The following is a 23,127-nucleotide window of genomic DNA, read 5'->3' on the forward strand; positions in this document are numbered from 1 at the left end:
GTATGATTTATCTTATGAAGTCTGACGGGAGTCGTTATGAAGCAAATCAGGGTGTTAGCCCAGTATTACGTTGATCTCATGGTGAAGTTAGGGCTGGTGCGCTTCTCGCTGTTATTGGCATCGGTGCTGGTGGTACTGGCGGTGGTGGTGCAAATGGCCGTTACGCTAGTGCTGCGTGGCTCGGTTGAAAGTATCGATTTTGTTCGCTCGATCTTCTTCGGCCTGTTGATCACGCCCTGGGCTGTTTACTTTTTGTCGGTGGTGGTGGAACAACTAGAAGAATCCCGTCAGCGTTTATCTCGTTTGGTAGATAAGCTGGAAATTATGCGTTACCGCGATCGGGAACTTAATCAGCAACTACAAGAAAACATCGCTCAACTGAATCTGGAAATTATTGAGCGAGAGAAAGCGGAAAAAGCTCATCTTCAGGTAGTCGATAAGCTGAAAGAGGAAATGGGTCATCGCGAGCAGGCACAGATAGAGCTGGGGCAACAATCGGCATTACTGCGTTCATTCCTCGATGCGTCGCCGGATTTGGTTTATTACCGTAATGAAGATAACGAATTCTCCGGTTGTAATCGGGCGATGGAACTACTGACCGGCAAGAGTGAAAAACAATTGGTAGGCTTGACGCCGCAAGAAGTCTATACGCCTGATATTGCAGAAAAAGTGATGGAAACTGACGAAAAAGTCTTCCGTCATAACGTTTCTTTGACCTACGAACAGTGGTTGGTGTACCCCGATGGGCGTAAAGCCTGTTTTGAGCTGCGTAAAGTGCCGTTCTACGATCGCGTGGGTAAACGTCATGGATTAATGGGTTTTGGCCGCGATATAACGGAGCGTAAGCGTTACCAAGACGCGTTGGAGAACGCCAGTAGGGATAAGACAACATTTATCTCAACAATCAGCCACGAGCTTCGTACGCCGCTTAATGGCATTGTTGGTCTGAGTCGTATTTTGCTGGATACGGATTTGAATGATGAACAACTGAAATACCTCAAGACCATTCATGTCAGTGCCATCACTCTGGGCAATATTTTCAACGATATTATCGAAATGGATAAGCTGGAACGCCGCAAAGTGCAGTTGGATAACCAGCCAATCGATTTCACCGGCTTTATGGCCGATCTGGAAAACCTTTCTGGTCTGCTGGTTCAGCCGAAGGGACTGAAGTTTCTGATGGAGCCACAGGGCCGCTTACCGGAAAAAATCATTACTGATGGCACTCGTTTACGTCAGATTTTGTGGAATCTGATTGGCAATGCGGTGAAATTTACCCAGCAAGGGCAGATTGTGGTACGCATTTACCGTGAAAATACCGACCGACTGATTTTTGAAGTAGAAGATTCGGGTATGGGGATTCCTGAGGACGAACAGGACAAGATTTTCGCCATGTACTATCAAGTCAAAGATCGCAACGGTGGCCGTCCAGCTACCGGCACCGGCATTGGTCTGGCCGTTTCTAAACGTCTGGCACAAAGTATGGGGGGCGACATCATGGTGAAAAGTACCCAAGGTGTTGGCTCTTGCTTCACTTTATCCATCAAGGCCCCGGCGGTGCAGAAAGAGGATAGCAGTATCCAGAACCATGAGGATATGCCGCTACCGGCTTTGCACGTGCTGTTAGTGGAAGATATTGAGCTTAACGTGATTGTGGCGCGCTCGGTGCTGGAGAAATTGGGTAACAGCGTTGAAGTGGCGATGAATGGTCATGATGCGTTGGCGATGTTTAATCCGGATGATTTTGATTTAGTGCTACTGGATATTCAGTTACCGGATATGTCCGGGCTGGACATTGCGCGTAAAATTCGCGCGGATTACGCCAGTCACTCATTGCCACCGCTGGTGGCATTAACGGCCAATGTACTGAAAGATAAAAAAGAATATCTCGATGCTGGGATGGATGACGTGCTGAGCAAGCCGCTGTCCGTCCCCGCGTTAACGGCAATGATTAAGCAGTTCTGGGATCATCAGCCTTCTCAAGCCATGAAAAAGCAGGAGCAGAAGCCAATGCAAACCAATGAGTCGTTACTTGACACGGTCATGTTGGAGCAATATATCGATTTGGTTGGGCCGCAGTTGATTCATCAGAGCCTGGAAATATTTGAACAAATGATGCCGGGATATCTGGCTGTGCTGGATTCCAACATGACGGCCCGCGATCAGAAAGGGATTGCCGAAGAAGCGCACAAAATTAAAGGTGCAGCTGGCTCTGTGGGGCTACGTCATTTGCAGCAACTCGCTCAACAAATTCAGACGCCTTCTCTGCCAGCATGGTGGGATAACGTTCAGGACTGGATTGATGAGTTGAAATTGGAATGGCGTAACGATGTACAGGTGTTGCGGGAATGGACTGCGGAAGCTGAAAAAAAATAACCCCGACCGAGGCCGGGGTGCGCGAATACTGCGCCAACACCAGGGAAAACGTGAACCTGCGTATTAATTTCTGGTCGTATTCGCAGGTTGTCGGGATTCGTTGATACATCATACAAGCAACAACATAGCAAATGTAAGCGCTCTTGTTACAAGATTCATTAAAATATGTGATAGAGATTACTGTTTGTCACTAGAACAGGTTAAGCGATTGACAGCATAAGAAAAGGGGGAAAGTGATGAAAAGAGTGGGTGTCGTGTTAAGTGGTTGCGGTGTTTTTGATGGTGCAGAGATACATGAATCCGTCTTAACACTGCTGGCTTTGGATCGCGCCGGTGTAGAGGCAGTTTGCTTTGCGCCGGATAAACCACAACTTCATGTTATTAATCATTTATCTGGTGAGGTTTCGGCAGAAGTACGTAATGTTTTAGTGGAGTCTGCGCGTATTGCTAGAGGCCATATTCAGCCGCTTTCGGCGGCCAATTCGGATAATCTGGATGCTTTGATTGTACCCGGAGGATTTGGAGCAGCGAAGAATCTGAGCAGCTTTGCCACCGAAGGCTCTGCGTGTTCTGTCGACCAAGATTTATATAAACTCGTACAAAAAATGCATAAGGCAGATAAACCAATTGGTTTTATGTGCATAGCCCCAGCTTTGCTGCCAAAGCTGCTGGGAGATCGGGTTCGCCTGACTATTGGTAATGATATTGATACCGCAGAGTCTATCGAGAGCATGGGGGGTGAACATATTGTCTGCCCGGTTGATGATGTGGTGGTAGATGCTGAGCACAAAGTGGTGACGACACCGGCTTATATGCTGGCCGGTTCCATTTCTGAGGCGGCAACAGGTATTGATAAATTGGTTGCCAAGGTGCTGGATTTAATCAAATGAAATCGGGTCGGTACGGGCTGAGAGGGGGCTGGCGTAGATTAAAACAGGGAGTTTTTGCGTTGCTGGGCTTTTGGCTGGCGGCGATTTTGATTTTCGCTTTCCTGCCCGTACCTTTCTCGATGGTAATGATCGAAAGGCAAGTGGGAGCCTGGTTTAGTGGCGAATTTTCTTATGTTGCCCATTCTGACTGGGTACCAATGAGTGAAATTTCGCCCTATATGGCTTTGGCAGTAATGGCGGCAGAAGACCAAAAATTTCCTGAGCATTGGGGGTTTGATGTCGCCGCTATCGAATCGGCATTAGCTCATAATCAACGTCATCAGAAACGTATCAGAGGCGCCTCCACGCTTTCGCAGCAAACGACCAAGAATTTATTTCTCTGGGATGGGCGCAGTTGGTTGCGAAAAGGGCTGGAAGCTGGGCTTACCGCTGGCATTGAACTGATATGGACTAAACGCCGCATCCTGACGGTTTATCTGAATATTGTTGAGTTTGGCGACGGTATTTTCGGCGTAGAGGCGGCCTCACAGCATTTCTTCAACAAACCCGCCAGCCGGTTAAGTGCATCAGAGGCGGCGATGCTAGCCGCGGTATTGCCTAATCCTCATCGCTATAAGGCGAATGCGCCTTCAAGCTATGTGATGGGTCGCCAGCAATGGATTTTGCGTCAAATGCGGCAATTGGGCGGTAAAACGTTCTTACAGGAAAACGATCTGTAAGCGGGAAGGGATTTGCAACTGGAATATCAAACTAGAAAAAAAGTGAGCCTAACAAAATCAGGCTCACTGGTGTTTATTTTACGTAGGTAAAGGCCGTTGTGACGTGTTTTACGCCCCCAACTTTACTGGCTATCTGGGCAGCGGACTGCCCTTCTTGCTGAGTAACCAGGCCGAGCAGGAAGACTTCCCCATTCTCAGTGGTGACTTTTACGTTGGATGATTTAACCGAATCGCTGGTCAGGATCTGCGAGCGTACTTTTGTGGTGATCCAGGTATCGGATGACGCGGTACCCAGATCAATCGGTTTACCTTGACGGATCTCGTTGTACACCTCATTGGTACCTTCAACACCCGCAGCGATCTGTTTGGCTCGGCTAGCCAATTCAGTGTTCGGTGCTTGGCCGGTTAATAGCACTTTGCCCTCATAGGCTGTTGCGACGATACGGGCTTCTTTTTTCAACTGTTGGTCTTTGCTTAGCGCATTACTGATGCGGGCTTCTAGCGTGCCGTCATCAACCTGAGTACCAACACTGCGAGGGTCAGTTACGGATTTGGTCGCCACAGCGGCGCTGCCAACCACGACGGCACCGACACAGCCTTGCAATAGCAGGGCGCTGAATAGCACGGCAAAAAATGGGAAACTAACCTTCATTTATGCTCCTTTAATCGTCCTGATGGGGAAATAGAGTGTTATCAATAAGATCACACAAGCAATTGACTGTAAGCATGTGCACTTCCTGCACTCGAGCGCTGCGATGGGAAGGGATGCGAATTTCCACATCTTGCTGACCTAACAGGCCAGCTAGCTCACCGCCATCATAGCCTGTAAGCGCAACAATAGTCATATCTCGGGTTACAGCGGCCTCAACCGCTTTCACGATATCACGGCTGTTGCCACGAGTGGAAATTGCCAGTAAAACGTCACCGGCCTGGCCTAACGCGCGAACCTGCTTGGCATAGACTTCATCGTGCAGCCGGTCATTGCCAATAGCGGTCAATACCACGTTATCGGCGTTCAAGGCGATAGCCGGCAGGCTTGGGCGCTCGGTTTCGAATCGGTTGATCATACTGGCGGCAAAATGCTGAGCGTTGGCCGCTGAAGTCCCGTTGCCGCAACAGAGAATCTTGTTACCGTTCAGTAGTGACTGAACCAGTGTCATGGCCGCCCGGGATATGGCATCAGGCAAGGCTTCTGCCGCCGCAATCTGGGTTTGAATACTTTCGGTAAAACAGACTTTGATTCTATCCAGCACGTTGATTTAACCCACTCAGTAAAATGAATTGCCCGGCTTTGCCGGAGAAGAATGATCAATCCGCATTAAAAGCATTAGGCAACCATTCTAACTGGTTACCGGTAATTGCAAAAACATCAAAACGGCAAGGCGATGTGTCAAAGCTGGCTCCACGTTGTGCCAGCCAAACGGCGGCGGCGCGTAATAACCGCTGTTGCTTGGTGTTAGTGATGCTGGCGGCGGCACCGCCAAAAACAGCATTACGTCGAAAACGAACCTCGACAAATACCCAAGTATCCCCATCACGCATGATGAGATCGATCTCACCGCCACGCACCGCCACATTGGCAGACTGGAAAACCAGGCCCGCTCGCTCAAGATGCTGTCGAGCCAGTCTTTCGTAACTTGCGCCAGTATCCCTTTGGCTCATGAAGTTATCCATTATTTAAGCCCCGTCCTGAGACGGGGTACTAAAACCCCTAGGGGTAGAGTTATGCGGCTGGAACCACCATACCTTGGCGGTAGATCAACCAAGGCAATTTGCGGTTAACCACGCAGTTTTCTGATGCAGTCAGTTCACCGGTCGTTCCTGATACTTTAAAACCGGGAATCTGGCGCATTTCAGCAAAGTGGTTGGACAGAGTCCAAGCATCTATCCCCATAGCGTACAGGCGTACCAGCGAGTAGTCATTGGCATATTTGGCGGCAGTCTGCTGCATCAGTGCCGGATTGGCTCCTGCCATCAGAGGAATATCGCTGAATTGCACCCCTTCCATTTCCAGGCGGTAGTCCGGGCCAGCGCCAGCCTGATAGCTGCGCGAGCTGGCGTACAGCGCGGGTTTACTCTGGGAAGAGGTCGCCATGTCGATCATCGGTTTAATCAATGTCAACTGGTCTGGGGTTGCCACAATATAGACCGCATCCACGTTACCGTTACTGGCGGATGTTGAAATGACCGGTGCATCAACCGGTGGAGCCGGAATGGTTAACCCCGCGATAGTGACTGATTGCGGTGCTGCTGCCGTTGTGACGGAAACAGGTTGGCCAGTGATCCGAATTCCTGCGCCACTATTGATGGACTGCTTCAATTCAGCGGTAGAGCCAAAACTTTGCTGTAGCACGGTTTGGCCACCCTGTTTTTGCCATTCTTCGGTAAAGGCTTTGGCAATACGATCGCCAAATGCTCCACGCGGAGTGAGCAATAACGGCATCTGTTTTTGTTGCTGCCATATATGGTGAGCGGCATCGCGTGCTTCATCTTCTGGTGACAGCGCGAAATAACAGATATTCGGGTTATTCGTGCTGGATTCCGGCTGGTTCAGTGCCAAGATATTGAGGGTCGTTGGTGTGGTTGCCAGTTGTTCGACCTCAGGCTTGAGTAAGGGGCCGACAACCAGTGTTGCTCCATCTTGCTGTGCCTGAGCCAATAGTGCAGCGATAGGTTGGGTCGTGGTGTCATACACTTTGACCTGTGCATTGCTGGTGGCTACGGGAGTTGCAACGGGTGCCGGTTCTGGCGTGGTTACCGGCGCTTCGTTACCGGTTGTGGCATCAGCATTGGCGGCAGGTTCAGTCACTGGCGCTGGTGCTGGTGCCGACAAACCGCTTTGCGCGGCCATAAAACCTTGCTGAATGGCATCACCGAACACTTTGGCCTGCCCACTTAACGGCAATAATAGCGCGATTTTTGCGGTAGATGCCTGAGTGAAATTCACCACTTGGGTTAATTGCGTCGGCAGTGATTTTGCCGCTGGATTCTGCGGATAGCGGGTTTGCCAGTCTTTGATCGCCGCCTTCAATAAATCCGGATCCTGACGGTTATCCAGATAGATATGCAGCAAATCCAGCCAGCCTTGTAGCACATTTTCATCAGCATTGATCACCAATGTGTTCAGCTCTTGTGGCGTCAGTTGCGCCAAAGTCTGCCAGGTCGCATCAATGTTGTCTTGATGGGCTTTCTCTTTCAGCAACGGCTCCTGCGCGATATAGGCACGGATGAGTGGCAGAGTGGGTTTTCCCTGATTTGAGCCGATAAGCGCCTGATAGTAGCGAACCTGTTGATTGGCCGATAACTGACTGGCGTCTAATTTGGTCAGTATTGTGGCGGCGGCAGAGGTATTCTTCTGTGCAATCAACAACTCAGCGGTCAGCAATTGTTGTTCCTGACGCTGAGTATCGTTCATTTTTTCCGGTAATGCGTTTAACTGTTCGCTGGCCTGAGGCAGCTTTCCTTCACGTAGCAGGGCACGAATGGCGAGTAATTGCCAGTCAGCCTTGTTATCATCACTGCTTTGCTGCAATTGTTGCAGATAATAATCAGAGTTCGCGCTTGCTTCGTCCTGTATATTTGACGGAGGCGGAGTCTGCGGGGCACGGCCAGAACAGCCAGCCAAGACAAGAGCGGCCAACACTGCAGGGATAAAAAAACCTGCTTTGGTACGAACGGATGTTGAGGAAAGCATACTGTATCCAGTGATGTTTTTTTCAAGATGCTCAATATTAAATCGGTAATCCGGATGAAACAATGAATCAACACGATCGAGCAGTGATTTCTGCATCTACGCTTTACGTGGTACCCACCCCAATCGGTAATTTAGGGGACATCACCCACCGGGCGTTAGAGGTACTGAAAAGCGTTGATTTGATTGCGGCAGAAGATACGCGCCACACGGGTTTGCTGTTGCAACACTTTGCTATCAACGCGCGCCTGTTTGCGCTTCATGACCATAACGAACAACAAAAAGCCGACCAACTACTGGCGAAACTTCAGGAAGGCCAGAGTATAGCGCTGGTTTCCGATGCTGGTACGCCATTAATCAACGATCCTGGCTACCATCTGGTACGCCGTTGCCGCGAGGCGGGCATCCGTGTGGTGCCATTGCCTGGAGCCTGCGCGGCCATTGCTGCATTGTCGGCTGCGGGCATGGCTTCGGATCGTTTTTGCTACGAAGGCTTCTTGCCTGCAAAAACTAAAGGCCGTAAGGATACCTTGCAGGCGCTGATTGAGGAACCACGAACGTTGATTTTCTATGAATCGACTCATCGGTTATTGGAAAGTTTACAGGACATGGTGACGGTACTTGGCCCACAGCGTTATGTAGTACTGGCGCGTGAATTGACGAAAACCTGGGAATCCATCCATGGAGCGCCAGTTGGCGAACTGCTGGCCTGGGTGCAGGAAGATGATATGCGCCGTCGGGGCGAGATGGTGCTGGTGGTTGAAGGCCATAAAGTACAGGCTGACGATGCGTTACCGGCGGAAGCCCTGCGGACACTGGCATTGTTGCAAAAAGAGTTACCGCTGAAGAAAGCTGCGGCACTGGCCGCTGAAATCCACGGCGTGAAGAAAAATGCGTTGTATCGTCATGCATTAGATCAACAGGGCGAAATGGCAGACGATTCGGCAGAGTAGAAGCCAGACCAGCTTGATCAAGACTGGTGAGCGGGTAATAAATCGGCATAAATCTTTGTTGCAAGGGAAAGATGACATTTCGTCTCAATGTGACTATAATCCGCCGCGGAGTTGACTAGACAGTCGCCGCTTCACTGTAGTCCCTTTCGGGGGAGACAGGTGGAGGGGAGGAAAGTCCGGGCTCCATAGGGCAGGGTGCCAGGTAACGCCTGGGGGGCGCAAGCCTACGACAAGTGCAACAGAGAGCAAACCGCCGATGGCTCACGCAAGTGGGATCAGGTAAGGGTGAAAGGGTGCGGTAAGAGCGCACCGCGCGGCTGGCAACAGTTCGTGGCAAGGTAAACTCCACCCGGAGCAAGGCCAAATAGGGGTTCACATGGTACGGCCCGTACTGAACCCGGGTAGGCTGCTTGAGCCAGTGAGTGATTGCTGGCCTAGAGGAATGACTGTCCACGACAGAACCCGGCTTACCGGTCAACTCCCTCGATAAATGATGACCCTGTGTGGCTTGCCGCACAGGGTTTTTCTCTTTTAGGGGATCGGCTACTGCGCGTTTGTCACTTGAGTTTGGGCTGTGCTCGGCCTCCTCGTGTACTGCGTGTACACTCCGGGGCACTGCGCGCAGGCCGCGCTCAATTGTCTGCCGCTCGTTACGCCCTTGGCTTGGGTGATTGTCGGCTACTGCGCGTTTGTCACTTGAGTTTGGGCTGTGCTCGGTATTCTTACTCATACCGGTAAGTCGATCAGCAGTGCGCGTAACGAGGTTTCAGCTTTAATCGTCAATGCTTGCTCTTCCTGCACAAATGCGCCATCGCCGCAGGTGAGCCGCTGTGGTGCGGTTGTTTGGGTTCCCGCTACCTTGACAGTGCCGTGGATAGATTGCAAATAGGCTCTTTGCCCTTGCAGAAAAAAGGTTCTCTCCTCGCCTGCGGTCATATCCAGATGGTGAATCCATATCTGTTGCCGTAATTTCAGGCTGCCTTGTGCGCCATCTGGCGAAGCCAGTAAATGATAAGATTCATTGTCTAAAACTAAATGCTGGCTTGGCTCGACTTCACGCTCGGGGCAGGCATTTAGCCATAACTGAATACGGGTTAACGGCTTACAGCGACTTAAATTGCGCTCGCTGTAGCTCACGCCTTGTTGAGGTGAGAATAAAATGGCTTCACCGGCCTTGGCCTGAATAGGGTTGCCCAGGCTATCCCGATATTCCGCTTCCCCTTGTAAAATCAGGTTCAGAATATCCACTTGAGGATAAATCCGTGGCTGAAAAGAGGCGTCGGGAGCCAGTACTTCCTGATTCAGTACGCGTAGCGAAGCGTAACCCAGCAGCTTGGGATCGAAATAATGACCAAAAGAAAAAGTATAACGGGCTTGTAACCAACCAAAGTCAGCTTGCCCGCACTGTTTTGCTGTTCTGCATGTGATCATGACGATGATTGCCCTTATTAATTGATAGATGAATGGTAAGCGTCTGGACGCAGGATTGTTAGCCAGTTAATCTGGTCGCTATATTCAAATTTCCTGATTGAGAAAACTGATGGCTAAAGATCGGGCGTTAACGTTAGAAGCGTTGCGGGTAATGGACGCGATTGATCGCCGTGGCAGCTTTGCTGCTGCCGCAGACGAGCTAGGCCGAGTGCCTTCAGCTCTCAGCTACACCATGCAGAAACTCGAAGAAGAATTGGATGTTGTCTTATTTGACCGTTCGGGGCATCGCACCAAGTTTACCAATGTAGGCCGTATGTTATTGGAACGTGGTCGGGCGTTGCTGGATGCGGCAGACAAGCTGACGACTGATGCCGAAGCGCTGGCTCGTGGTTGGGAAACCCATATCACTATCGTCAGCGAGGCCTTGTCGCCTGCTTGGAAACTCTTCCCACTGATCGATAAGTTATCCCTGAAGGCCAATACCCAGGTGTCCATTTTGACTGAAGTGCTAGCTGGGGCGTGGGAGCGTCTGGAGCAGGGGCGCGCTGATATCGTCATTGCACCGGATATGCATTTTCGCGCATCGTCAGAAATCAACTCGCGTAAATTGTATAAAGTCACCAGTGTTTACGTTGCCAGCCCAGACCATCCTATTCATTTGGAGCCGGAGCCTCTTTCAGAAGTTACCCGCGTGAAATACCGTGGCATTGCCGTGGCAGATACGGCGCGTGAACGCCCGGTGATTACCGTGCAATTATTGGATAAACAGCAGCGTTTAACGGTGAGTAGCATTGAAGATAAACGACGCGCGCTGTTGGCTGGATTAGGCGTGGCGACCATGCCTTATGAAATGGTCGAAAAAGATATCGAAGCTGGGCGCTTACGGGTTGTTGGGCCGGAATACAGCCGTGAGATCGATATTATTATGGCCTGGCGACGAGACAGCATGGGCGAAGCTAAATCCTGGTGTCTGCGCGAAATTCCTAAATTATTGGGACGCGGCTAGGTAAATAAAAAAACGGCGTAGTTGCTGATCTTTTTTATTATTTATCTTGAACCATCCCACCCAATAACAACGCCCTATCTGATGATAGGGCGCTAGAGATTAACCGCGGGCAATGATTACCACTTTTTCCCCAGCAGGCGGTCAATACTGAATGCACCAGGACCAGTCATTGACAGCAGCAGGAAGCCTCCGGCGATAGTCAGGTTTTTCATGAACATTATCTGGTTTACGCCTTCCGCAAAGTTGGTATGGAATATCAGCGCAGTTAACAGTGTAAAACCAGCGATAAACAGTGCGGTAGTGCGGGTCAGGAAACCAAACAAAATGGCCAGACCGCCACCGAACTCCAGCAGAATAGTCAATGGCAGGAAGAAGCCGGGAACGCCCATCGCCTGCATGTATTGTTGAGTTCCTGCATAGGCATCGCCCATTTTCCCATAGCCGGCAACAATAAACAGAATTGGCATCAGAATACGTGCAACCAATAGGCCGGTATCTTGTAATTTACTCATCGACTATTTACTCCAAATAAAGGGTGATGCTAATGCCTGACATTAGCGCAATACTTTCTGGTCATGCGTTGGGCTTGCCAGCGTTGTACCGAGTTGATGAATAATATGTTAGTCGTTAAGTTGGAAAGTTGTTAGCAAGTAAAACTGTCTGTTTTTATCAAAAAAATTGAAGGGTTTAACAAAGCGTGCGGAAAAATCATTTAGCCCGATATTTAGAGGTATTAATGGGCAATGACGAATGGATTTAATAAGATGAATAATAACAAGAAAAACTCGCCTGTGACTAAGTGGCGATATCAGGCGAGTTTAGCGAGAAGAGAAAGTGCGGCGAAAAAGGCGAACGGTTCCCCATACACTTAATGCACGGCGAGACCAGCGAATCACTCGGCTGGGATGACGGGTGCTATAAATAGCCAACACACTGGAACCCAGAACCAAAAGCTTACGCATTTCGAGGATTTTCAGCCAACCGCGATCGTAAGGTGCAGTGATTTCAAGCCAGTGTGCCGCGCTGTTAGCCAGATCCAGACGTTGCTGTTCAATTTGACGCAGCAATTTTTCTTTTTCTAACTGCAATTGTTGACGGCTCACTGGTCTTTCTCCAGTCGTTGTCGATCGATTTCCAACTGTTTACGGGTGGATGTCAAAAAGGTGGAACGACGGGTTTTAACCCATGTCCAGATGCCGCCAATTAGCGCCAGCGCCAGTAAAACGCCAGTGGTGATGGCCAAGGCCATAAAGCGATGAACCGGATCGACTGCCCACATCACTAATACCAGCAAGCTCATTAAACCAAAAGCGGTCAACAGCAAAGTTATTCCTGCCATTATCAGCAACTGAATCAGCGTCGCTTTTTCTTCTTCCAGCTCAATAACTGCCAGGCGAACCCGAGTTTCAACCATGCCGACGACAAGGGCGGCAATGCGGTGGACAGTATCGAGGACCCCTTTACCGGGGCCCTGAGTGCGAGGTTGTTCTGCCATAATTAGCGGCGGGACAACAGAACGCCTAACACCACGCCAACCGCAGCGCCGATCCCAACACCGGTCCAAGGATTGTCATGTACATAGTTATCTGCTTTACCAGCGATTTCTTTAGTCTGAGCGGCAATTTTGTCACCGGTTTCGCTCAAGCGCTCACGGGTATCCTTTAACGCACTTTCAGCTTTGGAACGTAATTTATCCAACTCAGCCTTAGGCTTGTCAGTCGAAGAATGCAGCACTTCTTCCAACGTATCGGCTAGTGATTTGAGTTCGGCGCGCAAGTTTTCAGCAGTTCTATCCTGTGTCATATAAATAACCCCTTAACATAACTGAGAAGAATAACTAACATAGCGGATTTTCTGAACGGTTAAAAGGTTAACCTTTGGGAAAACATGCTTATCTGTTTACAGATTCATCTTAAAAAACACCAGAAAATAGCGGTTAACCCCGATTTTTGACTGCAAAAAGCGGCCAGTTAAATCTATTCTGCTTGAAGCTGTTTCAGCTCATGTTGAGCCTCAGCCAGTTTATTTTGTTTTTTGGCAATTTTTTCTACGTCACCGGTTTGCTGTGCATCTTTTAGCTCTTGCTGGCGCTCGGCAACTTTTTGTTGCTTCTGACTCACTTTCTGCGCCTGCTCTGCCTGTAAGGCGGCTTCGGTACAGTGGGTTTTCACTTCTTTCAACGCGGTTTCCAGACCTGCAACGCGGTGAGTATTGCCATGCTGTTTGGCATAGTCGATCTGCTGCTCAATATTTTTTGCTTTAATTTCGCAGCCGTTAGTGGCCGTAGCCTGAGCCAGAGCACAAGAGAAAGCGAACGGTAAAACCAGCAGAAGAGAATGGCGGAACAACATCATATTATGTCCTTTTATGTAGCCTAATGGCACAAAACAGCACCAGTTCAATACCGCATAATGAGTTATAGAGATTAGTCATGATGAGGCTGTGCTTCGATTAAGCATAGCGCCGAATAGGGTATTGCCCAAGTTACCGTTGGTGTTATCTCAGTATAATCTTCATCTTTCAATTTGTTGTGGCGTTGGTCAGCACGCAAGATCGATGAGATATGTACATCAGTTATCAGTGAAAAAAGTTGAGGTCGGTCAAATCAGATAGGCGGGGGAATGATGATTCCCCCGTAGAGAGAAGTATTAGCCGATTTCTTGCCGGTCACTACCAAATTTAGGCAACCAGCGATGGCGCTTGGTTGACTCACTGGGCACTATAATATAGCCACTTGGTAATATGTCTTGCAGGGCTTCAATGGCTTTCTCCTGCTGTTCTGGTGACTCAAGACTCACGACCAGACTATCGTTTTCCGGCGTAATGCTTTTAATCCGAATACCGCGTTCGTCTAGATGTTGATAAAGATAAAAGCCATCCGGCAGGCTTAAACCTTGCTGATTAGGGCTAATTTTAAGCGTGCTTTCTGTCCGCAGCATAATAGGTGTGAACAGTGCGACCAGTAATAAAATGCTCAACGTCAGCACGGCATAATGCCAGAGTGGACGGCGAAAACGTGACAACAATTGGCTCACGCTTGATTTCCTTTATCACTTTTCTGGGTTTGTTTTTTACGCCATAACACATACAAAGAGCCAAACAGCCCGATAACCAGCAGTGCCAGCGGGAGCAACATCAGGAAAAACATCACTTCATCTTCGTACTTGCGGAATACTGGGGTCTTACCCAGAGCAAAACCTAACGTCGTCAGAATCAGTACCCACAGTAAGCCACTGACCCAATTAAAGAATTGGAAGCGTGTATTGCTCAAACCAGAAAGACCGGCGATGGTTGGCAACAGCGTGCGGACGAAAGCCAGAAAACGACCGACCAACAGTGCTGATAACCCATGGCGGTGGAAGAGGTTATGTGCGCGAGTATGGTAATGAGCGGGCAGATGAGACAGCCAGCTCTGCACTATTTTTGTATTCCCCAGCCATCGTCCCTGTATATAGCTGACCCAACAGCCCAAACTGGCAGCAGTGGTCAGAACGACCAAGGTGACTGGAAAGCTCATGGCACCTTTGGCAATCAGCACGCCAACCAGAATGAGCAAACTGTCGCCGGGCAAAAACGCAGCAGGCAGCAGGCCGTTTTCCAGAAATAGAATGACAAACAGCAGGATATAAATAGCCCATACCAATGAGGGATTGGCTAGCGTTTCATAGTCCTGCTGCCATAAAGCATGTAAGAGTTCTTTAATTATATCCATCTGGAATTCCTAAAACGTCATTGTTTGTTGTGCTCACCCGGCGGTTCAGATAAAGATGCTGACATTTACACAGTGAGCTAATCCTTTGATATTCATGATTAAATATATTTTTTTATATAAGTTATTATGATAACGAAAACGGAATATCTTTGTCGTGATAGATCAGCATTCCACTATAAAGAATATTACTCTCTTTCCAGCCGCCTAGGCGACTTTGCTGCGCTGCTGAGCTAAGAATCCAGTGGACGTTGTTCGATAATGCTGAAGGTTGTCTGGATTGTTTGTAGATCTCGTTGGCCTGAACGGTGCGTGAGGCGAGAAATAGCCAACGATGTCCGGACAGGCGCGTCCATAAAGTATTGCCGGTTCCGGTGAATTTAGCTGTGCCCAGCCGATTTTTTATTGAGAAATCTTTTACCCGTGGGCCAAGACGTAAACCATCTGCTGGCGGTACGTCATTTTTGGAAAGCTGTGGTGCGATGGGGATATCGCTACTCTGAGGTGCGCGATAGGAACAGCCTTGTATGGTGTTGGCGTTTCCAGCGAATAGCGACTTGCTGGCGACCGAACCGGTCCAGCAACAAAGAGCAATAAGCAGGGTAAACATCCAGCGCATATTTTCGCGTTCCGCTCCCAAAGTTGCGGGAAAAAAAGAGGAACCACTTTAGCAAAATAGCAGGATATGAAACAGGGAAATATAGATGTGAATTGGCGCTTTATTGAACTGATATTTAAAAATGGCAGCCATACTGACGTTTGCTGACAGAACTCGACATTTACTGACTTGATGGCAGCTGGATTCGGCCTATATCACGGGGGAAACCGCGCTTTTTATCCGCTGCATCCCCTTTATTTGTTGATTTCTCCCTCAGAGAAAAGTTTGCAACCCTGCAAGGGAGGTCATTTTGCTCAGACTTTGTTATTTACGGCGATATTACCGGTTGCCAGGCTATCCAAATGCACGACTGGATTCTCTGCAAACAAGTAGCGATCGACATTAAATTCGAAATCATCGGTAGTGGCGTGGAACAACATTTGTTTGGTGTTTTCCAAGTGTTGCCACATGGCTAGTTTGCTGGCGTAAGGATCTTTGCGCATTAGTGCCTTGAGGATCTGGTCGTGATCTTCACACCAGCTTTCAATCGATTTGTCATCAATATGTTCGTGTAGCTTAATCCAGTAAGGATTATGTACGCGCTGGCTCCACATCTTCTCGACGATGGTTGCCATGGCAGTGTTTTGGGTTGCCAAAGCGACCTGCACATGGAATTTTAAATCCCATTGTGAATCCCGGAAACGATCTTCATGGCGGGCATGATCCTGAATTTCAATCAGTTTGACGATGTCCTGACGAGTAATTTGCGTAGCGGCAAACTCTGCGATATTACTTTCAATTAATTGACGAGCTTGAAGCAGTTCAAACGGACCAGCAGCAGCGAATTCAATTTCATTGTTTGGCATGACCAAATGCTTTTGCTGATTGGACATGACGTGGATACCCGAGCCTTTGCGTACTTCTACATAGCCCTCGACTTCCAGCATAATAATCGCTTCACGAACGACGGTTCTACTGACATTCATTTCTTCAGAAATATAGCGCTCAGCAGGCAATTTATCGCCAACCTGATACACACCGGCTTCGATGCGTCGTTTTAACTCTGCGGCTAACTGTTGGTACAACCGACTGGTATCTGTGAATTCCATGATTAAGGCTCTTGGATCAATTGAGATAGCTAAGGATGCGACTCATTTTTGTCAGGAAGTTGAGATAATCCCGACGGTATATTTCGTGTACTTGTTATACCACTTATCCTGTTCTGGTTCTAGCTGTAGCTATCACAGTTATGTACAACAATAGCTGTAGATTATGGCTTGAAAAAACAAACCCGGCAAAATATCAGCCGGGTTTTTCAAAGAGTATTTAGCTCGATAGGAGATTAGTTTTGCTCAGCCGGTGCTTGTTGTATTGGGTCGATATGGGAGTCGTCGGCGGTGCGATTTTGCAGCACCGTCCAGATAACAATCACCGCCAGTACATCAAAGACAGCCAGTGCGGCAAACAGTGGGCTAAAACCGAGAGTATCTGCCAGAGCACCGACGACCAGAGCAAACAGGGTGCTGGCTGTCCAGGCGGCCATGCCAGTCAGACCGTTGGCAGTAGCCACTTCGTTACGACCGAATACATCGGAAGACAGGGTAATCAGCGCACCAGAAAGAGACTGGTGAGCAAAACCACCGATGCACAACAGTGCGATAGCGACATAAGGACTGGTGAATAGGCCGATGGTGCCAGGTGCGATCATTAACAGCCCCCCCATAGTGACCACCAGTTTTCGAGAAACGATCAGGTTCACTTTGAAGTGTTTCTGGAACAGCGGCGGTAGGTAACCACCCAGGATGCAGCCAAGATCGGCAAACAGCATAGGCATCCAGGCAAACATCGCAATTTCTTTCAGGTTAAAACCATAGGCTTTAAACATGAACAGGGGAATCCAGGCGTTGAAAGTCCCCCAGGCAGGTTCAGCCAGAAAACGCGGAATAGCAATGCCCCAGAACTGGCGGTTACGGATAATCTGCATGGCAGACATTTTTTTAGCGTTGGCAACGGAGTGATGCGCTTCCTGTCCATTTAAAATATAGTCGCGCTCTTCATCTGTCAGTCGTTTCTGATCTTTCGGATGCTTATAGAAAATCAACCAACAGATAGCCCAGATCAGGCTCAGTATACCGGTAAGAACAAAGGCCATTTGCCAGCTATGCATGACGATAGCCCAGACCACCAGCGGTGGAGCAATCATGCCACCGATTGATGAACCCACGTTGAAATAACCAACGGCAATGGAACGTTCTTTAGCCGGGAACCATTCGCTACTGGCTTTCAGGCCGGCAGGAATCATAGCGGCTTCAGCAGCACCTACCGCACCACGGGCAATCGCCAAACCACCCCAACTGCTGGCCAATGCGGTACTCATACAAAAGATTGCCCACATGACGGCGAACATGGCGTAGCCCACTTTTGTTCCCATGACATCAAGAACATAGCCAGCTACCGGTTGCATTAGGGTATAAGCAGCGGAATAGGCTGCGATAATATAAGAGTACTGTTGCGTGGTGATATGCAACTGTTCTTGAAGCGTAGGTGCGGCAACGGCAATAGCATTACGTGTCAGGTAACCCAGTATGGTACCCAAGGTGACCAAGGCTATCATGTACCAGCGTAAGCCTTTAATTTTACGCATCATTATAAATCTCTCCCCGTCTCTAAGATTACTGCTGTGGAATGCAACGTTGGTGGCCGTCCACGGCGCAATTTGGTCCAACCAGTCAATGCCAATGCATTCGGCGGCACCTAAAAGCTCCCTTTTTGATCGTATTTCCCAACGCGGAGTGTTTTCGCTTGATTACGCTCCCCAACGTTGTGATGCCTTGTATCATCACGCTCTTCAGCCGTTCAACCCAATGATACTGACGATGTATTCCTTCACCGACGACCTGTCATTTTTTTCAGCTTGGTTTCCCTGAACTCTCGGAATATGGATTCACAAGATGATTCAAGGCGACGCAACAATAACTTGTCATACAGATTTAAAAGTTGAGTGATATCACAAAAACCACTTTTCAATTAGGGAATAATAGAACTCATCATCCCTGACGGTTAAAGGGACAAATTAAACCGAATGTGTTGAGTATTTGTTCATTTTGTTAGGTTTTTGCGATGGCTGTCAGGTAAAAGTACTGGACGCTAGATTAAATTGGTGTGATAACTTCGCGATAACAGAAAACAGTGCTCTACGATGTAGCCATGTGAGGAAGCCAATATGTCGCAGTTTTTAACCGAAGATTTTTTGCTAGAGACTGAGTTTGCCCGTCGTCTGTATCACGATTATGCAAAAGATCAGCCGATCTATGACTATCACTGCCATTTACCGCCAGAACAAATCGCAGAAGACTATCGTTTCAAGAATCTGTATGACATCTGGCTGAAAGGTGATCACTACAAATGGCGTGCCATGCGTACCAACGGTGTTGCAGAGCGTTTCTGTACGGGTGATGCCTGTGATAAAGAGAAATTCGAAGCCTGGGCAGCTACGGTGCCTCACACTATCGGCAACCCGCTGTACCACTGGACGCATTTAGAATTGCGCCGGCCTTTTGGTATCACCGGTAAACTGCTTTCGCCAAAAACAGCGGAAGAAATCTGGCAGCGCGGTAATGAACTGCTGGCACAACCCCAGTTTTCAGCACGCGGTATCATGCAGCAAATGAATGTCAAAATGGTCGGTACCACTGATGACCCTATTGATGACCTGCGCCACCATAAAACCATTGATGCTGATAGCAGCTTTACTATCAAAGTGTTGCCAAGCTGGCGTCCGGATAAAGCCTTCAATATTGAAGCCGCTGGTTTTAATGATTACATCAAATTGCTTGAGGCTGCCGCCGACACTTCAATCAGCCAATTCTCCGATTTGTGTGATGCATTGAAAAAACGCATGGATCATTTTGCCGCTCACGGTTGCAAGGTATCTGATCATGCGTTGGATGTTGTGGTCTACGGCGAAGCTGACGAAGCAACCCTCAATGATATTCTGGCGCGTCGTCTGGCTGGTAGCTCGCCAACTCCGGAAGAAGTGGCTCAGTTTAAAACGGCGGTCTTGTTGTTCCTGTCCGGTGAATATCATCGTCGTGAATGGGTACAGCAGTATCACATTGGCGCTCTGCGCAATAATAATAGCCGCATGTTTAATCTGGTTGGCCCAGATATTGGTTTTGACTCAATTAATGATCAACCGCTGGCACAACCGTTGTCTCGCTTGTTGGATGCCCAAGGACTGCGTAATGCATTGCCTAAAACCATCCTTTACTGTCTGAACCCACGGGATAACGAAGTTATCGGCACTATGGTGGGTAATTTCCAGGGGGAAGGTGAGGCGGGGAAAATGCAGTTTGGTTCTGGCTGGTGGTTCAATGACCAAAAAGACGGCATGCAACGTCAGATGACGCAATTAGCACAACTGGGTCTATTAAGCCGCTTCGTGGGTATGTTGACCGATAGCCGCAGCTTCCTTTCTTATACTCGCCATGAATATTTTCGCCGAATCTTGTGCCAGATGATCGGCCGTTGGGTGGCTGATGGTGAAGCACCCGCAGATATCGAACTGCTGGGGGCGATGGTGAAAAATATTTGTTTTGATAACGCCAGGCAGTATTTCGCGATCGAGCTGTAATACGCCAAGCGGGAGTGCCAACTGGCCTCTCGCTTTTAAATTCTTGGTTAATTCAACGTTGTCTGCGGGATGGTCAGTGACCGATTGTGCATCGGATGCCGGTCTGGGGATCATGACCTGTCCACGGCTGAAAGCGTTATAAGGTGGACCCAATATGCAAACCCTGAACCGTCGTGATTTTCCTGGCCGTAGTTATCCTGACAAAGTCATCCAATTTGGTGAAGGTAACTTCTTGCGCGCCTTTATTGACTGGCAGCTGGATTTACTTAACGAACATACCGATCTTAATGCCGGAATAGTTGTGATCCGCCCGATAGATACCGATTTTCCTCCCTCTCTGAGCACTCAGGATGGCCTGTATACCACAGTTATTCGTGGGCTGAATGATCAAGGTGAAGCGGTGCGAGAGTCTCGTCTGATTCGCTCAGTCAATCGGGAAATCAATATTTATCGCCAGTTTGATGAGTATCTGGCGCTGGCTCGTGATGCCAATATTCGCTTTGTTTTTTCTAATACGACCGAAGCGGGCATTGCCTGGAATGAGCAAGATAAACCGGATGATGCGCCACCGAGTTCTTTCCCTGCCAAACTCACCCGTTTGCTTTTTGAGCGTTATTCGTATTTTGACGGCGCGACGGATAAAGGCTGGGTATTACTGCCTTGTGAACTGATTGATTACAACGGCGAGGCTTTGCGCGAACTGGTATTGCGTTATGCCGAACATTGGCAATTACCGGCAGATTTTACCCGCTGGCTAATAGAGAACAATACATTTTGCTCTACTCTGGTGGATCGGATTGTTACCGGCTATCCCCGCGATGAAGTGGCGACGTTACAGGCGGAACTGGGTTATCAGGATAGCTTTATCGACACGGCAGAATACTTCTATCTGTTGGTTATCCAAGGACCGCAATGGCTGGCAAAAGAGCTGCGGTTGGATCAGTTGGATCTGAATGTGCGCATTGTGGATGACATCAAGCCTTACAAAGAACGCAAGGTGGCGATTTTGAATGGTGCGCATACAGCGCTAGTACCGATTGCTTATCTGGCGGGGCTGGACACCGTCGGGCAGACCATGAACGATCCTGAAATCAGCCAATTTGTGGAGAAAACCATTACCGAAGAGATCGTGCCAGTGCTGGATTTACCTGAAGACGAACTGCTTTCCTTCTCTCAGGCTGTGTTGAGCCGCTTCCGTAACCCCTTTATTCAGCACCAATTACTTTCTATTGCGCTGAACGGCATGACCAAATTCCGTACCCGAATCCTGCCACAGTTACTGGCCTTTCAGCAGCAAAAAGGCATGTTACCACCGCGTTTGACGTTGGCACTGGCGGCATTAATCGTCTTTTATCGCGGTGAGCGTCAAGGGGGCGCCTACCCACTGCAAGATGATGCTCACTGGCTGGAAATGTATTCTCGCCTATGGAGCGGTGTGAAACAGGGAGAAATGACTACGGGTGCATTAGTTCAGACTGTTTTGTCTGATGCTGGCCACTGGGGGCAGGATTTGACCCAGGTTCCTCATCTGGTCGATCAGGTAACAGAGCAGTTGCAAACCATTCTGGATCGCGGAATGAGAGCAACCATTGCGGTTTATAGCTAAAGGTTTTTTCTATGCAAAAGACGATAAAAATTCATCCGCTGGATAATGTCGCTGTCGCGCTACAGGATTTGGCGCAGGGAGATGTCATTAACATCGATGACATGACAATAACGTTGGCTCAATCAGTTGTTCGTGGGCATAAATTTGCACTGTCTACTATCCAGCCAGATCAGATGATTGTGAAATACGGTTTGCCGATTGGGCATGCCTTGAGCCTGATTCAGGCTGGCGAACACATCCATTCACAGAATGCGAAAACTAATTTAAGCGACTTGGATCAATATCAGTATCAACCGGAATTCAGTGATCTGCCAGCACAAATGGCCGATAGAGAAGTTCAGATTTATCGTCGTAAAAACGGTGATGTCGCTATCCGTAACGAATTGTGGATCATTCCTACCGTAGGTTGTGTAAATGGTATCGCCAGACAAATTCAGCAGCGTTTTCTAAAAGAAACCAATGATGCGGCGGAAATTGACGGCGTGCATTTATTCAGCCATCCATTTGGTTGTTCACAACTTGGTCAGGATCACGAAAATACCCGCACCATGCTGCAAAATATGGTGCGTCATCCCAATGCTGGCGCGGTATTGGTGATTGGACTGGGCTGTGAGAATAACCAGGTTGATGTCTTTCAATCCACCTTAGGTGAAGTGGACAGCGATCGCGTGCGCTTTATGGTGTGTCAGCAGCAGGATGATGAAGTTGAAGCTGGCTTGGAACGTCTGCGCGAACTTTATCAGACCATGCGTGGTGACCATCGCGAGGCGGGCAAGCTGAGTGAGCTTAAATTTGGTTTGGAATGTGGTGGCTCTGACGGGCTTTCTGGTATTACCGCCAACCCGCTGCTCGGGCGATTCTCGGATTATGTGATCGCCAATGGCGGTACCTCGGTACTGACGGAAGTTCCGGAAATGTTTGGTGCGGAGCGTATTCTGATGAGCCGCTGTCGTGACGAGTCAATCTTCGAAAAAACCGTCAGTATGGTCAATGATTTCAAACAGTATTTTATTGCCCACCACCAACCGATCTACGAAAACCCATCACCGGGTAATAAAGCCGGTGGCATCACGACGTTGGAAGAAAAATCATTGGGTTGTACTCAGAAAGCAGGACAGAGCCAAGTGGTTGATGTATTGAAATACGGCGAGCGCCTCCAGCATCCCGGGCTGAATTTACTTAGCGCGCCGGGGAATGATGCGGTGGCAACCAGTGCTCTGGCTGGTGCCGGCTGCCATATGGTGCTGTTCAGTACTGGCCGGGGTACACCTTATGGCGGTTTTGTACCCACGGTGAAAATAGCGACCAATAGTGAATTGGCGGCGAAAAAATCGCACTGGATCGACTTTGATGCGGGAAAATTGATCAAAGGCACGACGATGGAAAATCTACTGGAAGAGTTTGTTGAGCTGATTGTCGCGATTGCCAACGGCAAATCAGCACGTAATGAAGTCAATGATTTCCGTGAGTTAGCCATTTTTAAAAGTGGCGTCACCTTGTAAGCAGTATAAAAAA

The 23,127-nt window shown here is 48.8% G+C and carries 23 protein-coding genes and 1 other RNA gene; 9 read left to right on the top strand and 15 right to left on the bottom strand.

Going from position 1 to position 23,127, the window contains the following annotated elements:
* Positions 1–36 precede the first annotated feature (36 nt).
* The 3 genes from arcB to mtgA all read left to right on the top strand — a co-directional run bounded on the left by arcB (position 37) and on the right by mtgA (position 3,985).
* Positions 37–2,376 (top strand): aerobic respiration two-component sensor histidine kinase ArcB, encoded by a 2,340-nt coding sequence (gene arcB, locus DJ39_RS03805; protein WP_004723311.1) that lies wholly within the window; start codon positions 37–39, stop codon positions 2,374–2,376.
* A gap of 236 nt (positions 2,377–2,612) precedes the next feature.
* Complete coding sequence (elbB, locus tag DJ39_RS03810) at positions 2,613–3,266, top strand: isoprenoid biosynthesis glyoxalase ElbB (protein WP_004723310.1); 654 nt, start codon at positions 2,613–2,615, stop codon at positions 3,264–3,266.
* Positions 3,263–3,985 carry a monofunctional biosynthetic peptidoglycan transglycosylase gene (gene mtgA, locus DJ39_RS03815; protein ID WP_038241158.1) on the top strand — a complete coding sequence of 241 codons (723 nt, stop codon included), beginning with the start codon at positions 3,263–3,265 and terminating at the stop codon, positions 3,983–3,985. The genes elbB and mtgA overlap by 4 nt, the downstream gene beginning before the upstream one ends.
* A gap of 73 nt (positions 3,986–4,058) precedes the next feature.
* Here the strand turns inward: mtgA and dolP are convergent, their stop codons facing one another.
* The 4 genes from dolP to DJ39_RS03835 all read right to left on the bottom strand — a co-directional run bounded on the left by dolP (position 4,059) and on the right by DJ39_RS03835 (position 7,679).
* Positions 4,059–4,637 (bottom strand): division/outer membrane stress-associated lipid-binding lipoprotein, encoded by a 579-nt coding sequence (gene dolP, locus DJ39_RS03820; protein WP_004723308.1) that lies wholly within the window; start codon positions 4,635–4,637, stop codon positions 4,059–4,061.
* 10 nt (positions 4,638–4,647) lie between these two features.
* Positions 4,648–5,238, bottom strand: coding sequence for a DnaA initiator-associating protein DiaA (diaA, locus tag DJ39_RS03825; protein ID WP_004723307.1), 591 nt, complete (start codon positions 5,236–5,238; stop codon positions 4,648–4,650).
* A 55-nt stretch (positions 5,239–5,293) separates the two neighbouring features.
* The gene (locus DJ39_RS03830) at positions 5,294–5,647 is read right to left on the bottom strand and encodes a YraN family protein (RefSeq protein WP_045844317.1); all 354 of its coding nucleotides are present in this window, start codon (positions 5,645–5,647) and stop codon (positions 5,294–5,296) included.
* A gap of 61 nt (positions 5,648–5,708) precedes the next feature.
* On the bottom strand, positions 5,709–7,679 hold the full coding sequence (locus DJ39_RS03835; RefSeq protein WP_038241273.1) for a penicillin-binding protein activator: 1,971 nt from the start codon (positions 7,677–7,679) through the stop codon (positions 5,709–5,711).
* Between the two features lie 62 nt (positions 7,680–7,741).
* Between DJ39_RS03835 and rsmI the strand changes: the two genes are divergently transcribed.
* Together rsmI and rnpB are read left to right on the top strand one after the other, a co-directional pair.
* Entirely contained in the window at positions 7,742–8,629 is an 888-nt protein-coding gene (gene rsmI / locus DJ39_RS03840) for a 16S rRNA (cytidine(1402)-2'-O)-methyltransferase (protein ID WP_038241157.1), read from the top strand.
* Positions 8,630–8,736: 107 nt separating this feature from the next.
* Positions 8,737–9,115: RNase P RNA component class A (rnpB, locus tag DJ39_RS17155), an RNA gene on the top strand.
* A 240-nt stretch (positions 9,116–9,355) separates the two neighbouring features.
* Here the strand turns inward: rnpB and DJ39_RS03845 are convergent.
* Positions 9,356–10,060 (bottom strand): pirin family protein, encoded by a 705-nt coding sequence (locus tag DJ39_RS03845; RefSeq protein ID WP_004722595.1) that lies wholly within the window; start codon positions 10,058–10,060, stop codon positions 9,356–9,358.
* 109 nt (positions 10,061–10,169) lie between these two features.
* Here DJ39_RS03845 and DJ39_RS03850 point away from each other — a divergent pair, with 109 nt between their 5' ends.
* Positions 10,170–11,066, top strand: coding sequence for a LysR family transcriptional regulator (locus DJ39_RS03850; protein ID WP_004722593.1), 897 nt, complete (start codon positions 10,170–10,172; stop codon positions 11,064–11,066).
* A 116-nt stretch (positions 11,067–11,182) separates the two neighbouring features.
* On the opposite strand, the gene DJ39_RS03855 is transcribed toward DJ39_RS03850, so the two are convergent.
* The 10 genes from DJ39_RS03855 to DJ39_RS03900 all read right to left on the bottom strand — a co-directional run bounded on the left by DJ39_RS03855 (position 11,183) and on the right by DJ39_RS03900 (position 18,017).
* The gene (locus DJ39_RS03855; RefSeq protein ID WP_004722590.1) at positions 11,183–11,578 is read right to left on the bottom strand and encodes a DoxX family protein; all 396 of its coding nucleotides are present in this window, start codon (positions 11,576–11,578) and stop codon (positions 11,183–11,185) included.
* A gap of 306 nt (positions 11,579–11,884) precedes the next feature.
* Positions 11,885–12,169 carry a YqjK-like family protein gene (locus DJ39_RS03860; protein ID WP_038241151.1) on the bottom strand — a complete coding sequence of 95 codons (285 nt, stop codon included), beginning with the start codon at positions 12,167–12,169 and terminating at the stop codon, positions 11,885–11,887.
* Positions 12,166–12,561, bottom strand: a complete 396-nt coding sequence (locus DJ39_RS03865) for a phage holin family protein (protein WP_004722587.1) — start codon at positions 12,559–12,561, stop codon at positions 12,166–12,168. Before DJ39_RS03865 ends, DJ39_RS03860 begins: the two co-directional genes overlap by 4 nt.
* 2 nt (positions 12,562–12,563) lie before the next feature.
* Positions 12,564–12,869: an ElaB/YgaM/YqjD family protein gene (locus DJ39_RS03870; protein WP_004722585.1), complete on the bottom strand. Its 306-nt coding sequence runs from the start codon at positions 12,867–12,869 to the stop codon at positions 12,564–12,566.
* 173 nt (positions 12,870–13,042) lie between these two features.
* Positions 13,043–13,417 (bottom strand): DUF1090 domain-containing protein, encoded by a 375-nt coding sequence (locus DJ39_RS03875; RefSeq protein WP_038241271.1) that lies wholly within the window; start codon positions 13,415–13,417, stop codon positions 13,043–13,045.
* Positions 13,418–13,714: 297 nt separating this feature from the next.
* Positions 13,715–14,101, bottom strand: a complete 387-nt coding sequence (gene mzrA, locus DJ39_RS03880; protein ID WP_038241148.1) for an EnvZ/OmpR regulon moderator MzrA — start codon at positions 14,099–14,101, stop codon at positions 13,715–13,717.
* Positions 14,098–14,778 (bottom strand): DedA family protein, encoded by a 681-nt coding sequence (locus DJ39_RS03885; protein ID WP_004722577.1) that lies wholly within the window; start codon positions 14,776–14,778, stop codon positions 14,098–14,100. Before DJ39_RS03885 ends, mzrA begins: the two co-directional genes overlap by 4 nt.
* Before the next feature lie 124 nt (positions 14,779–14,902).
* The gene (locus tag DJ39_RS03890; protein WP_004722576.1) at positions 14,903–15,394 is read right to left on the bottom strand and encodes a hypothetical protein; all 492 of its coding nucleotides are present in this window, start codon (positions 15,392–15,394) and stop codon (positions 14,903–14,905) included.
* A 293-nt stretch (positions 15,395–15,687) separates the two neighbouring features.
* On the bottom strand, positions 15,688–16,482 hold the full coding sequence (gene exuR, locus DJ39_RS03895) for a transcriptional regulator ExuR (protein ID WP_004722573.1): 795 nt from the start codon (positions 16,480–16,482) through the stop codon (positions 15,688–15,690).
* A 233-nt stretch (positions 16,483–16,715) separates the two neighbouring features.
* Positions 16,716–18,017, bottom strand: coding sequence for an MFS transporter (locus DJ39_RS03900; RefSeq protein ID WP_038241266.1), 1,302 nt, complete (start codon positions 18,015–18,017; stop codon positions 16,716–16,718).
* Between the two features lie 579 nt (positions 18,018–18,596).
* Between DJ39_RS03900 and uxaC the strand changes: the two genes are divergently transcribed.
* The 3 genes from uxaC (at position 18,597) to DJ39_RS03915 (ending at position 23,114) form a co-directional block, all read left to right on the top strand.
* Positions 18,597–20,006, top strand: coding sequence for a glucuronate isomerase (gene uxaC, locus DJ39_RS03905; RefSeq protein WP_004722568.1), 1,410 nt, complete (start codon positions 18,597–18,599; stop codon positions 20,004–20,006).
* Positions 20,007–20,160: 154 nt separating this feature from the next.
* A complete protein-coding gene (locus DJ39_RS03910) occupies positions 20,161–21,612 on the top strand; it encodes a tagaturonate reductase (RefSeq protein ID WP_004722567.1) in 1,452 nt (483 codons plus the stop codon).
* Positions 21,613–21,623: 11 nt separating this feature from the next.
* A complete protein-coding gene (locus DJ39_RS03915) occupies positions 21,624–23,114 on the top strand; it encodes a UxaA family hydrolase (protein WP_004722565.1) in 1,491 nt (496 codons plus the stop codon).
* Positions 23,115–23,127: the final 13 nt, after the last annotated feature.

The organism is Yersinia ruckeri ATCC 29473 (assembly GCF_000754815.1).
In the GTDB taxonomy this organism is placed as follows: Bacteria; Pseudomonadota; Gammaproteobacteria; order Enterobacterales; family Enterobacteriaceae; genus Yersinia; species Yersinia ruckeri.